This is a genomic window from Symploca atlantica LB2515 (assembly GCF_052546295.1).
The window spans coordinates 2,670,188-2,687,826 of sequence record NZ_JBQWMT010000001.1 but is presented as its reverse complement, the minus strand read 5'-3'; the positions used below and the strand labels follow the sequence as shown (position 1 = coordinate 2,687,826).

Annotated in this window: 10 protein-coding genes and 2 pseudogenes; 6 read left to right on the top strand and 6 right to left on the bottom strand. The window is 43.4% G+C overall.

The features are described from left to right. Positions 1–33 precede the first annotated feature (33 nt). Complete coding sequence (gene prfC / locus ACT7WV_RS11190) at positions 34–1,662, bottom strand: peptide chain release factor 3 (protein WP_445102972.1); 1,629 nt, start codon at positions 1,660–1,662, stop codon at positions 34–36. 995 nt (positions 1,663–2,657) lie between these two features. On the opposite strand from prfC, the gene ACT7WV_RS11185 reads away from it, so the two are divergent. Then, positions 2,658–3,029: a DUF4870 domain-containing protein gene (locus tag ACT7WV_RS11185; protein ID WP_445102971.1), complete on the top strand. Its 372-nt coding sequence runs from the start codon at positions 2,658–2,660 to the stop codon at positions 3,027–3,029. 636 nt (positions 3,030–3,665) lie between these two features. Here ACT7WV_RS11185 and ACT7WV_RS11180 read toward each other — a convergent pair. Beyond that, the gene (locus ACT7WV_RS11180; RefSeq protein ID WP_445102970.1) at positions 3,666–4,931 is read right to left on the bottom strand and encodes an RNA-guided endonuclease InsQ/TnpB family protein; all 1,266 of its coding nucleotides are present in this window, start codon (positions 4,929–4,931) and stop codon (positions 3,666–3,668) included. A 428-nt stretch (positions 4,932–5,359) separates the two neighbouring features. On the opposite strand from ACT7WV_RS11180, the gene pds reads away from it, so the two are divergent. Both pds and crtB read left to right on the top strand, forming a co-directional pair. Further along, the gene (gene pds / locus ACT7WV_RS11175; RefSeq protein ID WP_445102969.1) at positions 5,360–6,862 is read left to right on the top strand and encodes a 15-cis-phytoene desaturase; all 1,503 of its coding nucleotides are present in this window, start codon (positions 5,360–5,362) and stop codon (positions 6,860–6,862) included. A 35-nt stretch (positions 6,863–6,897) separates the two neighbouring features. Then, entirely contained in the window at positions 6,898–7,827 is a 930-nt protein-coding gene (gene crtB / locus ACT7WV_RS11170) for a 15-cis-phytoene synthase CrtB (RefSeq protein WP_445105626.1), read from the top strand. A gap of 281 nt (positions 7,828–8,108) precedes the next feature. On the opposite strand, the gene ACT7WV_RS11165 is transcribed toward crtB, so the two are convergent. From ACT7WV_RS11165 to tnpA, 3 genes and pseudogenes are all read right to left on the bottom strand, one after another. After that, positions 8,109–9,440, bottom strand: coding sequence for a polysaccharide deacetylase family protein (locus ACT7WV_RS11165; protein WP_445102968.1), 1,332 nt, complete (start codon positions 9,438–9,440; stop codon positions 8,109–8,111). A 367-nt stretch (positions 9,441–9,807) separates the two neighbouring features. Next, positions 9,808–11,050, bottom strand: a pseudogene (locus ACT7WV_RS11160) (IS701 family transposase). A gap of 496 nt (positions 11,051–11,546) precedes the next feature. Continuing rightward, positions 11,547–11,963 (bottom strand): IS200/IS605 family transposase, encoded by a 417-nt coding sequence (tnpA, locus tag ACT7WV_RS11155; RefSeq protein ID WP_445105625.1) that lies wholly within the window; start codon positions 11,961–11,963, stop codon positions 11,547–11,549. Between the two features lie 51 nt (positions 11,964–12,014). Here tnpA and ACT7WV_RS11150 point away from each other — a divergent pair. Both ACT7WV_RS11150 and ACT7WV_RS11140 read left to right on the top strand, forming a co-directional pair. Continuing rightward, positions 12,015–13,234 (top strand): annotated as a pseudogene (locus ACT7WV_RS11150) (RNA-guided endonuclease InsQ/TnpB family protein). A gap of 40 nt (positions 13,235–13,274) precedes the next feature. After that, positions 13,275–13,421: a hypothetical protein gene (locus ACT7WV_RS11140; protein ID WP_445102965.1), complete on the top strand. Its 147-nt coding sequence runs from the start codon at positions 13,275–13,277 to the stop codon at positions 13,419–13,421. A 734-nt stretch (positions 13,422–14,155) separates the two neighbouring features. Here ACT7WV_RS11140 and ACT7WV_RS11135 read toward each other — a convergent pair. Further along, the gene (locus ACT7WV_RS11135) at positions 14,156–15,892 is read right to left on the bottom strand and encodes a hypothetical protein (protein ID WP_445102964.1); all 1,737 of its coding nucleotides are present in this window, start codon (positions 15,890–15,892) and stop codon (positions 14,156–14,158) included. A 142-nt stretch (positions 15,893–16,034) separates the two neighbouring features. Here ACT7WV_RS11135 and ACT7WV_RS11130 point away from each other — a divergent pair, with 142 nt between their 5' ends. After that, a complete protein-coding gene (locus ACT7WV_RS11130; protein ID WP_445102963.1) occupies positions 16,035–17,621 on the top strand; it encodes a glycosyltransferase family 39 protein in 1,587 nt (528 codons plus the stop codon). Positions 17,622–17,639: the final 18 nt, after the last annotated feature.

The window sequence follows — 17,639 nt, the reverse complement described above, 5'->3', positions numbered from 1 at the left end:
CAACCTCAACATTGCTTGCTTCGGCATAGGCAGTTATAAGGATTCCGGTTCTTGGCCCGAAACCACGGGTGCTGTCGTATTTAACTTCAAGTCTGGGTGATCCTGTTCTACTTGCTGTACATTCCACTCATTGCGAAATAAGAGTACTGGACGGCCCCAGTTATCCTTCACTGCTACAGTGTTAAATAAACGTCCTGCCTTCTCTAGTGCACTCCAGCCGCCCGCCACCCAACGAGCCACACTGTAAGGTAAAATCTCTAATCTGGTTTCTACGCCGTACTCGTTTTGTAGACGGAACTGTACCACCTCAAATTGCAGCTGACCAACTGCTGCCAGAATTGGTTCCCGCTTAGACTCATCTACTGAGTACATAATTTGCACTGCCCCTTCTTCTCGCAACTCTTTGACCCCTTTTTGGAATTGCTTGAACTTGGAAGGGTTGGGATTTCTTAAATAGGCAAACAGTTCAGGAGAAAAACAGGGAATGCCTTCGTACTCTAATTTCTTGCCGTTGTAGATGGTGTCGCCAATGGCAAAAACGCCGGGATTATTCAAACCAATGACATCACCTGCATAGGCAACATCAATTGATTCCCGGTCTTGAGCAAACAGTTTTTGAGGTCTTGACAAACGTATTACTTTGCCAGTTCTAGCATGGCTGACGGTCATGTCTTTTTCAAACTTGCCCGTGCAAACTCGCACAAAAGCAACTCTATCTCGGTGCTTGGGATCCATGTTGGCTTGCAGCTTGAAGACAAAACCTGTAAAATCCTGATATGTTGGCGGGATTGCGCCTTCTGTGGAATTGCGAGCCTCTGGTTTAAGAGCGCACTCCAGGAAAAAATCGAGGAATAGCTGGACGCCAAAGTTGGTCATGGCGCTACCAAAAAACACAGGCGTCATTTGACCAGCATGAATTTGTTCTAAATCTAAGTCGGGACTGAGACCTTCGAGGAGTTCTATGTCTTCTTTTAATTGGTAGTAAAGGTCTTGTTCTAGGAGTTCCTCAATCCGGGGATCGCCCAACTCAACTACTGTATCTATTGCTTCGCGACTACCGTGGGCGCTGCGTTCAAACAGGTGGATCTGCTTTTTGCGTCGGTCAAAAATTCCCCTGAAGCGATCGCCCATGCCGATTGGCCAGTTAACAACATAGGTTTGTAGCTTCAGTTCTTGCTCAATTTCATCAAGCAGTTCTAACGGTTCACGACCTGGGCGGTCCATTTTGTTAATGAAAGTGAAGATCGGCATTGATCGCATGCGACACACTTCAAACAACTTCCGCGTTTGTGTTTCTAGACCTTTGGCGCCATCAACCAGCATCACCGCATTATCTGCTGCGGCTAGAGTACGATAGGTATCTTCGCTGAAGTCTTGGTGACCAGGGGTATCCAGTAAGTTAATCTGGCACTGCTGATAGACAAACTGCAACACCGTCGAGGTGATGGAAATACCCCGTTGTTGTTCCATTGCCATCCAGTCAGAAGTTGCCTTGCGTTGCGCCCGACGTGCCTTCACCGCCCCCGCTTCGTGAATGGCACCTCCGTATAGTAGTAGTTTTTCTGTAAGTGTTGTCTTACCAGCGTCAGGGTGGGAAATAATTGCAAAATTGCGTCGGTGTTCAACAGCAGTTTGCAGTTCAGTCTGAAGTTCTATGGACATTCAAAAAGCGTAATTAGGTGACTCTCTTGTAGAAACATTATACGAAGAGGAGATTCCTGAGTGTTGAATAGGGTTAGCTTGAACTCCTTGAAGGGGAAGCAAGAAGAGTTAGAAAGCTGAACGAACCAGAAAAATCTTCACCTATTAGATCTTTCAGCTTACAAGCTTGTTTCCCCTGAAGGTACAACTCCGGCAATTCCTTGACTAGCAACTGTCCCCACACTACTACCACCGCCACCGATTACAATTGGATCGATGAAACCGATGGTTCGGTTATCAGCAAGGTTGCCTGTACCAGGATTAAAGCCACCAAGTGGTAAATTACTAGTAGATTCCGCTGCCAGCTCTAGAGTGTAGCTGCCAAATCAAGCAATTTCGTTCAACCAAATAGGTGCCAGTATTGCCCTAAATTGTAAAAGTGCATCCTCACCATCGATGGAATTGTAATTCCATGCTGAAGGCTTACCTGTAAAGCCACCATAAAGGATAACACAAGGGTCTGCTAGAGTTCCGCCATTATGTTTGAACTCCAAAGGCTCCTATGGCATAGTCTACTTACCCAACTAGATCAACATGGTATAGATTGGAGCCGCCCGGAAATAAGATTGCGTCTTGAATCCCATAAATTAACATATAACATAATTTTTGCTATCGAAAATTTTTACCAGGAGTCATACTCTACAAAAAGCATATTTTTTAATAAGATGCATAAAATGTTACATTCCCTGGTGTCGGTTTTAATTCTAGTTGCTGAGCGCAATTATTGGTATTGCATAGTTGCTGGATAATTTAATTTTGTGTAGCTAACATAAATTAGCAAGAAACAGAGCTAATTATAGTTTTTATCAAGGTCAATTAAAAATGGTTGACCACCCGACTACAAGCAGTAATCACCGTCCCTAGGTTTGGGGGTGTTCACCACCAAGAGATATTGGGCTACATGTTAATCTTGTATTGATAATTTAGTATACCTTGATTAAATTAGGAGTCTCTTTATGACTTACGATCCAAACAACTCTGCAGCTTACGACCCTGACAAACGCAAGCTTCTCTCAAGCCTATGCCACGGTTCAATTTTCATTAGTGCCTTGTTGGTATCAGTAGGCATACCAATTGCAATTTTAATGGTTTCCGAGGATCCAATTGTTAAAGATAATGCCAAAGAAGCAATCAACTTCCATCTTAATGTTTGGCTTTACGGAACAGTTATTGCCACGCTAAGCTTCCTTACTTTTGGTTTACTAGGGCTAATTTTAATGCCGATATTTTTACTGTTTAATTGGGTGCCACCAATTCTGGCAATTATTAAGTCTCTGGGCAGTCCTGAACAGTCTTACCGCTATCCGTTTATCTTTCGTCTGCTATAAAGCAAAGAACACCTTAGAAAAGAAAATGGAGTCAGGAAATAGAAATTGGCAAGGAAAAATCGAGTAAAGGCAGCATTGGCAGCTGTGTATTTTGACATCCTATTTGTCCTTCCATTGCGGTGATTCTCTATCTACTCACACAAGGAAACGCTTCATAAATACGGGGTAATATCCCTCAAACCTGAAGGAAATAACAAGGTTTCTATATAGAGCCTGACAATTAAGAGAGTCACTTTTTGGGACTCTCCATTTTTTTGTGATTTTTTAAAGTCGTGTAAATATATCCATTGATGCACAGTGTCCCTTCAGTTAGCTTCAATTAGAATAACTTCAACTTAGCTTAGTCTGATGTGATCTATGATCAACCCCCATCTGAATTTTAGGGTTACTCGAACCTAGCTGTGGGGAAGTTAAGCTAATGGGTTTTTCACCACAGAGTGCTGATCCAAAATCCATGTTGGAGTAGTTTCACAAAACATACAAGTTCCAGGGAATGCCAAGGTAAAGTAACTTTTTGAACTGTTAAGCAACTACTGGTCTAATCTGCTTTCAACTACCACCTCGCTTTGATAATAATAATCAGTAACTAGGAGGCTTTAATAATTTTTAGGATGGGTGACATCCTCCCTTCCCAAATCAAAGATTATGGAAAGGGCTTCCTAAAATCGCTTCTAGGAGATTCCTGTCTCTTCCGGTGCTACCTAGACTGAGTAACTCAGTCCCCAACGCATCCCGTCCACAGGCAATTTCCTCCACCGTCTGTCCAACGGCAGAAACACCCCGGTTTCTGACAATTTGAGCGGCAGCGACATCTCGATCCGTCTTGTACCCACATTCGGGACACTCATGCACTCGAACCGATAAGTTCTTGGAAACATGAGTATCGCATTCTGGACAAGTCTGCGATGTGCCAGCCGCTACCACTTTGGCAAAATACACCCCACGTTTCCAGCAAACCCAAGATAATAGCTGCAAGAACTGACCCCATCCAGCATCTAAAGTGTGCTTTCCTAGCATTCCTTTAGCCATGCCTTTGAGGTTAAGTTGTTCGGCAAATATCATCCCAGCCTGGTCACAAAGGTGATGCGCCAACTTAAAGTGAAAGTCTTTTCGGGTGTCGTGTATTTGTTGGTGAATTCTCGCTATCTTTTTAGCTAACTTAGCTTGATTTTTAGACCCTTTTTTCTTGTACTTAAGTCGGCGTTGTAGCAATTTAAGCTTAGTTGCCAAAGCTTCAAAGAACTTGGGTCTTTTGATTAGCTCACCATCAGATGTTGCCAAGAATTTTTTCAGTCCAACATCAATCCCTAAAGGGTGTCCTGATGGTGGAGTGTCTGGCAGATTAACGTCTAACTGCAATGACAGCATGACGTAATAGCCTGACGCTTTTTTGACGATTCGAGCCTGCTTCAATTCAAATCCACTAGGTATAGGTCGATGCATAATTACTTCGACTTTGCCTAACTGCGGAAGCTTTACCCAGTCTTGCCCTAATGGGTCTTTCAGCATTTGGGGATATACAAAAGACCGCATTTGTCCGAACTTCTTGAAGCGAGGGAAACCGAATCCTTTTCGCTTCATGTCTTCAAATGCGGTATCTAATTTCCTCAGTACTTGCTGCAAGACTTGAGCGTTAATGCTTTTCAACTCTTCATTCGTCTTTTTGGCTACAGTTAGCGCTTTCTCCTGAAGACTTTTACTGGGATAAGGCGTATCTGCTGGAATGATATATTCCGAATGAATTGAGCAAGCATCTACTCGACACTTACGCGAATTAATCCAGTCCCTACGTTCCCGTAAAGCATAATTCCAGACTTTACGGCACACCTCTAATGTCTGATCAATAAGTGCCGTTTTACCTGAATTTAGATTAATTTTATAAGCGTAAGTTAGGTTGAGCATTTTATTATTTTAGAGTATCTACCAGAATCAATCAATACGGTAGACTGCTAATTTAAGAGGTGTTGAACCCCTTAAATTAGCTTGGGTGAGTCCAGGTACCTACGCCCAACCCTAGGGGTATGGACGCAGCACTATCGCTCCCCCAAACCCCCTCATTTAGGTAGATAATACAGTCTGTGGATAGATGATATTTATGGTCTCAATCCCTGGGAAATGTGCAGGTACCAAGGTCAAACAGTTTTATCGAGTTGCCGACCAGATTGATTAAAAACCCTGTAAATCTTATCAGTCAACCATCGTAGTAATTTTGGGCTTCTATGTAGTTTTCAGTTCTTCGTGAAAAATTAAGTGCAAAATGTAACAAAATGCAAACTATAATGAAACTGACCGTTAAACAACAAATAAGCGATTAAGAGTAGTACTATCACATGCGAGTTGCGATCGCTGGAGCGGGTCTGGCAGGACTTTCCTGCGCCAAATACCTAGCCGACGCTGGACACACCCCAATTATTCTGGAACGCCGAGACGTACTCGGTGGTAAAGTAGCTGCCTGGAAAGATGAAGACGGAGATTGGTACGAAACCGGCCTCCACATTTTTTTTGGTGCCTATCCCAATATGCTACGGCTGTTTAAAGAACTCGGTATCGAAGATCGGCTGCAGTGGAAAGAACACACAATGATCTTCAATCAGCCAGAGAAACCTGGCACCTACTCCCGGTTTAATTTTCCCAACTTACCAGCACCGCTAAATGGCATTGTTGCGATTCTCAGCAACAATGATATGCTAACCTGGCCAGAGAAAATTCGCTTTGGTGTGGGTCTGATTCCAGCCATGATTCAGGGTCAGAAGTATGTCGAAGCCATGGACAAGTATTCTTTCTCTGAGTGGCTAAAAAGACAACATGTGCCACCGCGAGTGGAAAAAGAAGTATTCATTGCCATGTCTAAGGCGTTGAATTTTATCAACCCTTCTGAGATTTCGGCTACAGTAATACTCACCGCTCTCAACCGCTTCCTACAGGAAAAAAACGGTTCCAAGATGGCGTTTTTAGACGGCTCGCCAACGGAGCGACTCTGCCAACCGCTGGTGGATTATATTACAAAGCGGGGGGGAGAAGTGCGACTCAAAGCGCCCATTAAGGAATTTTTGCTAAACTCGGATGGTACAGTCCAGGGATTCTTAATGCGTAGCTCTAATGGAGCTGCGGATGAAGTCATCAAGGCTGATGCTTACGTGTCAGCAATGCCCGTTGACCCATTAAAGCTAATGCTGCCTGAACCATGGCGCGGCATAGATTACTTCAAACTGCTGGATGGTTTAGAAGGGGTTCCCGTTATAAACTTGCATCTGTGGTTCGACCGCAAGCTGACGGATATTGATCATCTACTATTTTCGCGATCGCCGTTGCTCAGCGTTTATGCCGACATGAGCAACGCCTGCCGGGAATATGCCAATCCTGATCGGTCTATGCTGGAATTGGTGCTCGCACCTGCCAAAGATTGGATTAGTAAATCCGATCAAGAGATTGTTGAGGTGACAATGGCGGAACTAGAAAAACTTTTCCCCCGGCACTTTGGAGAAGATGCTCCCACCAACCTGCTAAAATATCGTGTCGTTAAAACACCTCTTTCGGTCTACAAGGCAACTCCAGGGCGTCAACAGCACCGTCCATCCCAAAAGACACCGATTGCTAATTTCTACTTAACAGGCGACTATACAATACAGCGCTACTTAGCAAGTATGGAGGGTGCCGTACTTTCTGGTAAGCTGACAGCGCAGGCAATAAATAGCAATCAGCATTTGTCCTGCGCAAATGCTACGCCGACAGAGCTCAGCGCTAAGCAACCACAAGCAAATCGGCAGTCAGGGATTGACCGTCATCTGCCAACTCCCGACTCCCAACAACCGGTACTTAGAGCTGAAAACTGATGGCTGATGGCTATAACTCTCCTGGCCTGCTACGAATGCTCCAACTGTCTAAACCTTCCCGCATGAGAACGCTGGCTTCCCGGTCTGATTCTTACGAATTCTGCCGCCAGATTACAGCAAAGTACTCGAAGACGTTTTATCTGGGCAGCTTACTGATGCCAGAAGAAAAACGCCGAGCTATCTGGGCAATATACGTTTGGTGTCGTCGTACTGACGAACTCGTAGATGGGCCCCAGTGTGCTTCAACGACGCCTGAAACGCTTGCTCAGTGGGAACAGCAGCTAGAATCAATCTTTGCAGGTCAGCCGATAGATGACCTAGATGTGGCTTTGGTAGATACGTTGCAACGCTTCCCGATGGAGATCCAACCATTTCGGGACATGATTGCTGGTCAGCGTATGGATTTGTACCGCAGCCGTTACGAAACATTTGAAGAACTCAGTCTCTACTGTTACCGGGTGGCTGGTACGGTAGGTCTCATGTCTAGTCCGGTACTCGGCTTTGACACCTCTTGTAGTCCAGCCCCCTGGGATCATTATTTAGAGGAAGATGAGCCTGTCGCAGAAGCGATCGCCCTAGGTATAGCTAAGCAGTTGACAAATATCCTCCGAGATGTTGGAGAAGACGCCAGACGAGGAAGAATTTACCTTCCCCTAGAAGAATTAGCTTTATTTAACTACACAGAGAAAGACTTGTTCAATGGCGTTGTTAATGAATCTTGGCGGGAATTAATGCGCTTCCAAATTCATCGAGCTCGTAAGTATTATTATCAGGCAGAAAGAGGTATTAGGGGACTCAGTCGCGACTCTCGCTGGCCTGTATGGGCTTCTTTGATGCTTTACCGTGGCATTCTCGATGTTATTGAATACAACCAATACGATGTCTTTAGCCAAAGGGCATACGTCCCGAGAGCAAGGCAACTGCTGTATCTGCCTGTGGCATGGCTGAGAGCCCAAGCTCTTTGAGTTTAACTTTCAATCGTAAGAAGTCCCACGCCTACCTGCAAGGAGGTGCGGGATGAATCGCGAACAGGATATGCGGTAGAATACGAGATGTAGGTGTAATCAAAATAAATGCAGAAATGCAGCCTACAAACACAACAAATATATCTCTCAAAGTCCGTGGGACGCACGGCTTAAAAGCTCAGTTAATGTCTTCAAAGAAGAGTCGCTGAGAAGCCGACACCTACTCGTTAGAAAAGCATAGGTACGTCACAAGGGAAAAGGTTAGCTTCTCCCTTACCCTCTCAGCCGGTTTTTGGGACACTAGCTTCTGGAGCTAGATTTCTCTCCTCCACAAGAGGAACCTGTTGTGGTTCGGCTTGCATCTCTAATAGTTCCGGCACTGTCACAAACTTGTAGCCTCGCTGTTGGAGGGCACTAATAATTTGCGGTAAAGCCTCTACCGTAGCTCTGCGGTTGCCTCCACCATCGTGCAACAGCACAATGCCACCCGATTCGACGCGGCTGAGTACATTGTCAATTAATATTGGTGCAGAGACAAGGTAATCCTTAGAATCTGCAGACCACATCATAGTGGCATATTTTTGCTTTTTGGCATAAGGCACAATCCCACCACCTAAGTGACCACCAGGTGGTCTAAACAGAGAGGTTTTGACTCCTGTAACTTCGTAGATGAGTTTCCCTGCATTTTCAATTTCTCTAGCTGCGGTTAATTCGTCTAGGTCATGGGTCATATGGCTCCATGTATGGTTACCAATGATATGACCTTCAGCGGCAATCCTCCGGGCAGCCTCCGGATAACGTTTGAGGTGCTTTCCTACCAAGAAAAATGTTGCTTTGATATCATTTTTTTTCAGGATATCCAGTACCTGGGACGTCGTATTCGGCCAGGGACCATCATCAAAAGTCAAGGCAACGACTTTCTCGGTGCCAACCGGCTTAACTTGATAAATGATTTCCCCTTGAAACTGTTCGGGAACTGTAACCACAAGTGTACGAAGCCGCTCTAACTCTTTATTTGCCATCTTCAAGATCTCTTGTGCTGGCAAATAATCGAACTGATCCGTTGCGGGAGCGTTTGTTTGTACGATCTCAAAGGGCCATTTTGTTGTCTGATAGCTAGTTGCTGTGAAGTAGGGTAACCATAAACCGATCAAAAGACTAGCGAAAGCTAGATTGCTCAAGAAAAGGGAACGAATAATCTGGAAGGTTAACCAGTTGATTTTTCGGTTCCGCAGAGACAGTTGACGGGGTTGACGAAGTCTTTGGGCATTAGCAGGAGTGGAAATCCGAACAGACTGCTTCCAAATAATCTGGGGAACTCCAGCAAGTCTGGCAACAATCTTGACATCTCCAATCCATTCAGAATTGAGAGTCCACAGTCGATAACAGATGAATCGCACCAAAGGCGTACGTAAGCTCAGACAAAGCTTTTTGCCTTGGGGTTTATGGAAATAAACAGAAATTTGTAAGTCTCCAGAGGGAGTATCTTCAACCCGCACATAAGTGCCTTTAGGCACCAGGAAGCTGTTGAGCCAATAAGTAAGAGCCTGACAGTTTCCATTGCGCGCCAGTTCTAAAACCGAAGGTTGATACAGAGCATTTGAATAGGTCATCTCAAGTTCGGTTGATTAGCTCTTGTTTTATATAGTGTTGGGTTAGGTGTCAGTTGGATACTCAATTGAGGGAACTCCCATAACAGCCAGAGTAAATATGTCTTTATGAGTTTTACAGGTGCTACCGGACTAGATATCATTGCTTTCTCAACCTCAACTACTTTTAAGCCTTCTGGAGAAAATAGCAGAAAGCTAGCCACCAGATTAAAACAATTGTGTCCCTTAGTAGTTGCACAAAACAAAACTTATCTGTACAGGGGAACAGGAAACAGCAAGAGTTTGCCTGATTTTACAATCTTTAATACAGACAACAAAATTTATTCGCTTCGCAGTCGGGAAGAAGGTGATAGTGGGACTTAGACAGATTTCAAGCCCAAACAAAGCCCAAAGCAGCTTTGTGAGCAAAGAATACGTCCCGATTGTGGTTCAACCACTCCATAAAACGGAAAGACATCGCTGTCCGAAACGCCTCTAATGCTTCAGTAAAGGTGTTTAAAGGTTTCGATGCCCAACGCCGTCTTAATCCTCCGGTTAAAGTGTGCCATAAAATAAATGTATAGGCACAAAACACAAGCATGAAATGTCTTATCAGGCTTCTATAATCTCTGACTTGATATTCAGATAAACCCAACCAGCCTTTGGCTTCCCGATAGAAAACTTCTACCCAATTTCTTTGAGAGTAGGTAGTTACTATCCAATCGGCTGTGGCTTTTGTTGATTCAACATTGGTAATAAAATAGTCAACATCACTAGCTTGGTCGAAGGTTGAGGCATTCATGACGATAGCAATTGTTCTCTTTCCTTCAAGCTGTGAGAGTTCAACTTCTACAGGAGCTCACCCAAACGGTTTTCAGTTTATCTAGATTGATTTGAACAGGGGTAAAATCTTTTGGCGACAAGGATTCGGCTAACTTATCTAGGCGAATCTCTTCTCGTTGACTTATCCCTATTTCAATTATCACCTTACGGTTTTTGGCTAATCCTCCTATATACTTGAGTTTCCTTTTTTCCAGTTCCAGCAAAAACGTTGTGTTATTTCCATACCCAGCATCAATTAATACGATACCCGGTCGATATCCTCTGTTCATGCTGCGGTCAATTAATGCTAAGCCTAACTCCGGCTTTTTCTGGAATTCAATATCTTTTTTTCCTTCAGCTAAAGAACTAGCGTGTTGAGATAACTCTATATCTAACGGTAGGCTTTTTTTCCCATCATATAGATGAGTTGTTACCACTACTATTCCGTTGTCTGTCTTCCCGATTTCTCCAATGTACTGTCGTCCTACTCCCGCCGTGAAATTGCCACTTTTCCTATGTCCTGAGTCATCTACAATTAACGTGAATCCTCTACTTATTCGGGTTGGGCTACACTGATTCATCACCAGTAGACGCCGCTCATTTACCTGTTGAGCATTCCAGGGGGCTTCCGTTAAAAAATGATGTAATCGGTGGTAAGTCACTCCCACCGCGTTATCCGCCATTTGAGACAGGTTTTTTCCTTCACTTTCCCCTAATAATCCCCCAATATAGTTCCTAAACTCCCTTTTTTGCGCTTGATGTCTCCAGACATCATCAAAGCGTTTGCACCATCTATCGAAGCAAGGAGGCATGGCGGCGGGGGTTGTCTCTTTCCTGTCTTACACTCTAATGTCAAATGACTGCCATGCCTAAATTATACCTTTATTAACTCTTTATTTTCGTTTAAGTCCCGATAGTAATCCTCAAGAGGACGCTTTGGTCACTTGTGCCAATGTCAGCCGCTCGAACATGTAAGGATTGATTAAACTTGAAAACGCAAAAGTGAAGGCTCAGCAAAGATTTCACTACTTAAATGCAGCTTAACTGTACGTTTACCTCAACCTGTCAAGGTGTTTGTGGGTTATTCAATTTTGACGGTATTTAGCACCGTCACAGGAATAATCGACGCAGTGTTTAGCTTGGGTAAAATTTAGTCCCTGATGATCAAGCTGCACATTGCCAAGACACAAAAGCATTTACCCTAACCCCAATCTACGAGATTCAGGGTGAAGGGCATATCTCAGAATTTGTCAGTCAGTCCATCCCAACTACTGGCATTGTGACAGCTATTGACCAAAAATATGGGATTCAAGCCCCGTCCTTCCAGGACGGCTTTTCTTGATTCTTGATGTACTGGATAAGCACTTCAATAGGAGCGCCACCAACAGACACGGCAAAATAGCTGGGACTCCACAAAGCTGTTTTGCCGTGCGGTTTTTTAAAGCCAGCCTGTCCATAACGACGACTTGAGACACCTTTTAGAGCATTCACAATTTTCGATACAGAGAGCTTTGGTGGATACTCAATCAATGCGTGTACGTGTTCGTTCTCACCACTGATTTCTAGAATTTGAAAGTTCATCTGTGTTGCTACGTGGCGAAATACTTCTTCGATTAATTTCAACTGTTCACCACTAAAAATCTCATCCCTATATTTAGTCACGCAGACCAAGTGAATCTTGAGGTCTGTAACGCTATGTCTTTCGCTCCGGAATTGAGTAGTCATTTCCTGTAGACCAATGTATAATCCAAACACAGACCAATCCTATCACGGAGCATGAAAGCAAGATACCAGTATCGTTTTTACCCAACAGACCAACAACAGCAGAGTCTAGCTCGGTTGTTCGGTTGCGTCCGTGTTGTGTATAACGATGCGCTTGCAATCTGTAAGCAATCTGTTAGTGTTAGCGTTAGCGAAGCGAGACCGTTAGGTCTAGCGGGCGAGCGTACCGCAAGGGCAAAGAAGCCCAAGTCGGCTGAACTTCAAAAGATTGTTATTACTCAGGCGAAAAAGACTGAGGAAAGAGCTTGGTTAAGCGAGGTGTCGAACATACCGCTACAACAGTCTGTAGCTGATTTAGAGATAGCTTTCAAGAACTTTTTCGATTCCTGTAAAGGCAAGAGAAAAGGTAGAAAGGTTGGTTATCCAAAGTTCAAAAAGAGGAATAATAGCCAATCGGCACGGTTCAGGATTGGGGGTTTCTCCATCAAGAAAGATGGTGTTTATCTTGCAAAGATAGGTGTTGTCAAGCCTGTCTGGTCAAGGGATTTACCTACGAGTCCTAGTTCCGTAACCCTTATTAAGGACTGTGCCAACCGTTACTTCTTAAGTTTTGTAGTAGAAGTAGAGCCTGTTCAGGCTAATGCTAAAAACCAAAGCATTGGCATTGATTTGGGTATCAAAACCTTGGCTGTGATGAGTAACGGTGAAAAAGCTTTCAGTCCTTGCTACAAACGTTTAGACCGTAAAATGCGTAAATTTCAACGGAAGTTGGCGCGACAACAGAGAGACTCAAACAGAAGACATAAGACCAGAATTCAGATAGCAAAACTGCACAATCAAATTGCAGACACTCGCCAAGACTTCCTGCACAAATTGTCTACCAAGGTCGTTAGTGAAAACCAAACTATCGTCTTAGAAGATTTAAATGTATCAGGAATGGTCAAAAACCGCAAACTCTCTAGAGCAATTAGTCAGCAAGGCTGGCGAGAATTCCGGGTCTTGGTTGAGGCAAAATCTGAAAAGTACGGAGGCAAGTTTGTAGCCATCAACCGTTGGGAACCAACTAGCCAAGCCTGTCTGATTGTGGCTATAAATGGGGCAAGATTGATTTATCGGTGCGTTCAATACTCTGTTTAGGTTGTGGCAGCGAACATGATAGAGACGAAAACGCATCTGCAAATATAGAAAAAGTCGGCACGGGGCATCGGCACGACTCTAAATGTACGTCCAGACAGAGTAAGACTACTTCGGTAGCATTAGTCAATGAAGCGTAAATAATCCCCGTCGCTTCAGCGCGGGGAGTATGTCAATCCAATGGCTTTTACTTGCAAGACGGCAACGAAGCCACCTCAGATGGTATTTTTGTCTTTACCGAAGCAGCACCGCATTTTAATTGGGTATCAGTTGCGACCACCTTGGTTGCACTGCAAGGATTTTGCCATTCTTGATCATCAGATTTAAATGACGAACAGCTGAGAAGTAACCGAAGGGTGATTCAATACCCCTTAGTTGCTTGTATGTATTCCAATTTTCAAGCTTGATAGTACCCAACTGGGTACTATCAAGCTTGGAGAAAATAAGTGACTATGGTGGTGGATTCACTTCTTCTGGTTGCCCTCAGCGTGCCCTCCTCGCTGAGGTTTTTTAATGAAGACTAAAGGGTCAGGGAGGTAAATATAAATACCTAAGTCCTATAAAGCAGATTGATCTAAAGCCAAAGGCGGATCTCACGACAAGAAAGTTGCAAGAAGCCATCATCGCTAGCCTCTCTAAATCATGCTCAGATCGCAGTTTTTTTAAGTTATCTGAACTACCAATTTAGCAAAAAATTAGCACAAAAAATGTCGTCCTGGAGATTAGTGATTACAAATCAAGTTGAATTATCGGGTGGGGTTTCTGGAGAAATGGTTATTTGCCAGTAAGTTCAAGAGCTTATCTTGCCAAAAATGATTCCTCTGATATACCTTATTTCAGATGTTTAACTGCTAAACATTCTTAAAAGTTTATGCCATTTATTCGCTCTAAACCTCTTGTCGGCTAACATCCAGACTCCATGATTACTTCTAATAGCTACAATCCAGGATATTGGAGACTTATCTAATGCTTTGAGAAATCAGCTACTTTCTCCAGATAAACTATCAGCTAGTACTAATTCAATCTTGAATCCCTAAGTAGGTGCGCTTAATTAAGCCCACCTACTTACTTATTCCGTTGATAATACACTCTGCCTCTAGGACAACTAAATGATCTTGCTCAAAAACAGAACAAGTATTCATCAAACCTGCCAAAGCTGGAATGCTTCCTTGTTTTAATCCATTTTGTGCTTCCTGTGCTTCTGGTTGAAACTGTCTAAGCCATCGGTGATTATCGACATATTCCGGTGTAAAAGCTGCCCTATCCAACAGCAAAAAGTTAATATTATACTTCTCAATAAATTTCTTAACTTCTACTATATTAGGACTGTACTGAGCCTTGATTAAGTCAATTGCTCGTTGACGAAAAGGTTGATAGTAACCAGTGTGGTAAGGTATGGCATGTTCTCGGCTGACTAAGACAGAACGTCCAGAAAAAGAAGGTAAGTTATCAGCTTCTTCTGTCAGCGAAGCAATTAAGCCGTTTTTAGGTTGCTGAGCAAAGAATTTGTAAAGCGCTGGAGCTTGACCTACCTTATAATTAAGGTCGGGGAAATCTTCTAAAAACCTGGGATACATAATTAAAGCAATCCCTACTAAGCCAGTTATTCCTAACGCCACAATTTGCTGCTTTGGTGGTTGGTTATGCTGTTTTGCCCAGTGAAAAAGACCATCTAACAATATAGTAATAGCGATCGCAGCCGCTAAAGCGATGACAATTTTTAGGCTGTGGTGCGTGTAACGACTAGGCAGATATAGGGTAAACAAGACAGCATGAGCAGCAAAAAATAAGCCAAAGGATGCCACTATTAACTGTACTAAAAAGATAGCCTCAGACTTGACTTTTTTTACTAAAGGTAATTGGGCGGTAAACTGCAGTAAAATGGGCAACAATAGACCAACACTAAGGGTTGCTGGCGTTAAAATGGTTTTGGGAAACATGCCACTGCGTTCTCCGTTAAACCAAAACTTCCAAGGGTCATCACTAAAAAAGCTTGTCCTACCCCCAGGAAGAAATTCAGCCATTGTCTTGGCTTGGGCTAATTCAATAGTTGGACTAAATTGAGAGTCAATTAAGGCGTAGGGTAAAAGCATTAACAGTGACACTCCTAGCCCCGCAGCAACAAACCAATAGTCTTTTTTTTGTCGTGAAAATTTGATGCGTCTATTTTCCCACCTCAGAGGTTGTAGCAGCAAAACAGCCGCAGCGATGAGAATGCAGGGAGGATAAAATAATCCTTGCAGGAAAATTATTACTAAACAAGGCAGCCAGGAACGCCGCAGCAGATAGTAAAAAAATGCCCCTAGCAAGGGATAAAGAAAAGCCCTAGGAGTTCCCGAACTTACGTCATCAGATATCCAGAGGTTTTGGTTGAGTAGTAAGGTGGCGATAAATCCGGCTGCTGGTACAGGAAACATCTCTAGACAGACACCAAAAAAGTAGCCTGTGGTGATTAATAACAGTACTAGGGGCAGAAATTTGTTGAAGAGCATCGGATTAATACCCCCAACTGCCATTAATTGATAGAGTGCAGTATATCCTGGTGGCGCGACTGACTGAAAATAGTCGGCAATCAAATCATTAGGAAACAAGGTGGAGTCAACAAATCGCTGCATCCAAAAGACATGCTGTCTGGCATCATCCTGTACCACGTACTCTCCAGCGAAGGCTTGCTGTAGCCCCAGAATGCCGTAAATTAAAGCAAAAGTCAGGCTTAAGCTGAACCAAAACACCACTTGGCGTTTGGAGATTTTGCCACCTGGGTTGGTAAGAAATTGATGTACATGAGTAATTAGCATGCCTGCACAAGAATCGATGACTGAGATACTATAAACCTTGATTGAAAATTAGTACCTTGGAAATCCTACAAGGGAAACAAGTTGATGCGGAATACTTTGCTGCATTAAATCGAAACTTGCAAAAGGGTGTGGGAGTGGACTTATGAAAAGTAAATTAATCCAAGGTTGGAAGGTCAATCCAGTTTGGTTATTGGATTGGAAGCTACAGGCAACTTGGCTAAAGTTGTTCGTAAGTACCGTATTGATAATCGGTATATTTTTTCGATTCGTCAATATTGACCGCAAAGTCTACTGGTACGATGAAACTTTGACTTCATTACGGGTTTTTGGCTATACCAAGACAGAGTTAGTCGATGAAGCCTTTAAGGGAAAAGTAATTACTGTTGCAGATTTACAACAATACCAGCACCCTAGTCCTGATAAAAGCCTCAGCGATACGATCACGGCATTGAGCGGTAATGCAGAACATCCACCCCTCTATTATTTGATGGCCCGCCTTTGGGCGGAGTGGTTTGGTTCTTCCGTAGCGGCAATGAGAAGTCTTGCTGCTGTAATCAGTTTACTAGCTTTCCCTTGCATCTATTGGCTATCTTTAGAACTCTTTGGTTCTTCCCTCGTAGGGTGGATTGCCATTGGCCTCTTGGCAGTATCACCGTTTCATGTACTCTACGCCCAAGAAGCAAGGGAATATAGCTTGTGGACTGTCACAATTTTATTCTCTAGCGCCTCTCTGCTGAGGGCAATACGGCTGCAAAACAAGTTAAATTGGGGCCTATACGCTGTCAGTGTCGCCCTAGGGATTTATTCTCAGTTAATCGCAGTATTAGTTAGCATTGGACATGGCATCTACCTGATCCTTAATAAAAGCCTCCGCACTAGCAAGATACTCAAGTCTTATTTAGGGGCATCAATATTAGGCTTTTTGGCATTTACGCCTTGGCTACTAATTGTGGTCATTAATTTGCTCAAAATCCATGAAACTATTGCTGGATCTCGTAAAGACTTATCATTTTCCAGTTTAATTGATAAGTGGTTCCTCAACTTTAACCGCCTTTTCCTCGATCATGAACTAGGTGCTCTCAACCTAATTTTTGTCATTCTGGCAATTTATTCTATTTATTTTCTCTGTCGTAAAACTCCCCAATTAGTTTGGTCATTTGTCCTAACCTTAATTGGTGTTACAGCCTTAACTTTAGTTGTACCAGATTTGGTTTCTGGCGGGCGACGCTCTACAATTATGAGGTATGTGGCTCCTTGCTGTCTGGGAATTCAGCTAGCTGTTGCTTACTTTTTGGCAAACCAAATTAGTTCTACTAAAATCTGGCAACAGAGATTAGGAAGAACTCTTGTTGCTCTCTTAGTTACTGCTGGAATTATCGGTTGTACAATTAGCTCTCAAGCAGAAGTTTGGTGGACAAAAAGCCGCACGAGAACCGGGCATTATCCTGAACTTGCTCGTCTAATTAACCAAGCCAATCATCCGCTAATAGTTAGTAATAGTGGGGCTATTGGTTTGCTCTCTTTGAGTCATCTTCTTGATGCCACCGTCCGATTTCAGCTAGTAGTAGATTCAGACATGCCCCAAATTCCTGATACTGATGGAGACTTGTTTTTACTTGACCCTTCTGATGGCTTAATCAAAAGAGTGGAAAGGCAAGAAAACTCTCAAATAGAGCCTGTATTCCAATGGAAAGGCAACACTCACCTTTGGAAAGTAGAAAAACAGTAATCATTGGTTATCTTGAAA

Excerpts from the sequence above, each read along its gene's own strand:
- prfC (WP_445102972.1), bottom strand. The coding sequence starts at position 1,662 with ATGTCCATAGAACTTCAGACTGAACTGCAAACTGCTGTTGAACACCGA.
- ACT7WV_RS11185 (WP_445102971.1), top strand. The coding sequence starts at position 2,658 with ATGACTTACGATCCAAACAACTCTGCAGCTTACGACCCTGACAAACGC.
- ACT7WV_RS11180 (WP_445102970.1), bottom strand. The coding sequence starts at position 4,931 with ATGCTCAACCTAACTTACGCTTATAAAATTAATCTAAATTCAGGTAAA.
- pds (WP_445102969.1), top strand. The coding sequence starts at position 5,360 with ATGCGAGTTGCGATCGCTGGAGCGGGTCTGGCAGGACTTTCCTGCGCC.
- crtB (WP_445105626.1), top strand. The coding sequence starts at position 6,898 with ATGCTCCAACTGTCTAAACCTTCCCGCATGAGAACGCTGGCTTCCCGG.
- ACT7WV_RS11165 (WP_445102968.1), bottom strand. The coding sequence starts at position 9,440 with ATGACCTATTCAAATGCTCTGTATCAACCTTCGGTTTTAGAACTGGCG.
- tnpA (WP_445105625.1), bottom strand. The coding sequence starts at position 11,963 with ATGACTACTCAATTCCGGAGCGAAAGACATAGCGTTACAGACCTCAAG.
- ACT7WV_RS11140 (WP_445102965.1), top strand. The coding sequence starts at position 13,275 with ATGGCTTTTACTTGCAAGACGGCAACGAAGCCACCTCAGATGGTATTT.
- ACT7WV_RS11135 (WP_445102964.1), bottom strand. The coding sequence starts at position 15,892 with ATGCTAATTACTCATGTACATCAATTTCTTACCAACCCAGGTGGCAAA.
- ACT7WV_RS11130 (WP_445102963.1), top strand. The coding sequence starts at position 16,035 with ATGAAAAGTAAATTAATCCAAGGTTGGAAGGTCAATCCAGTTTGGTTA.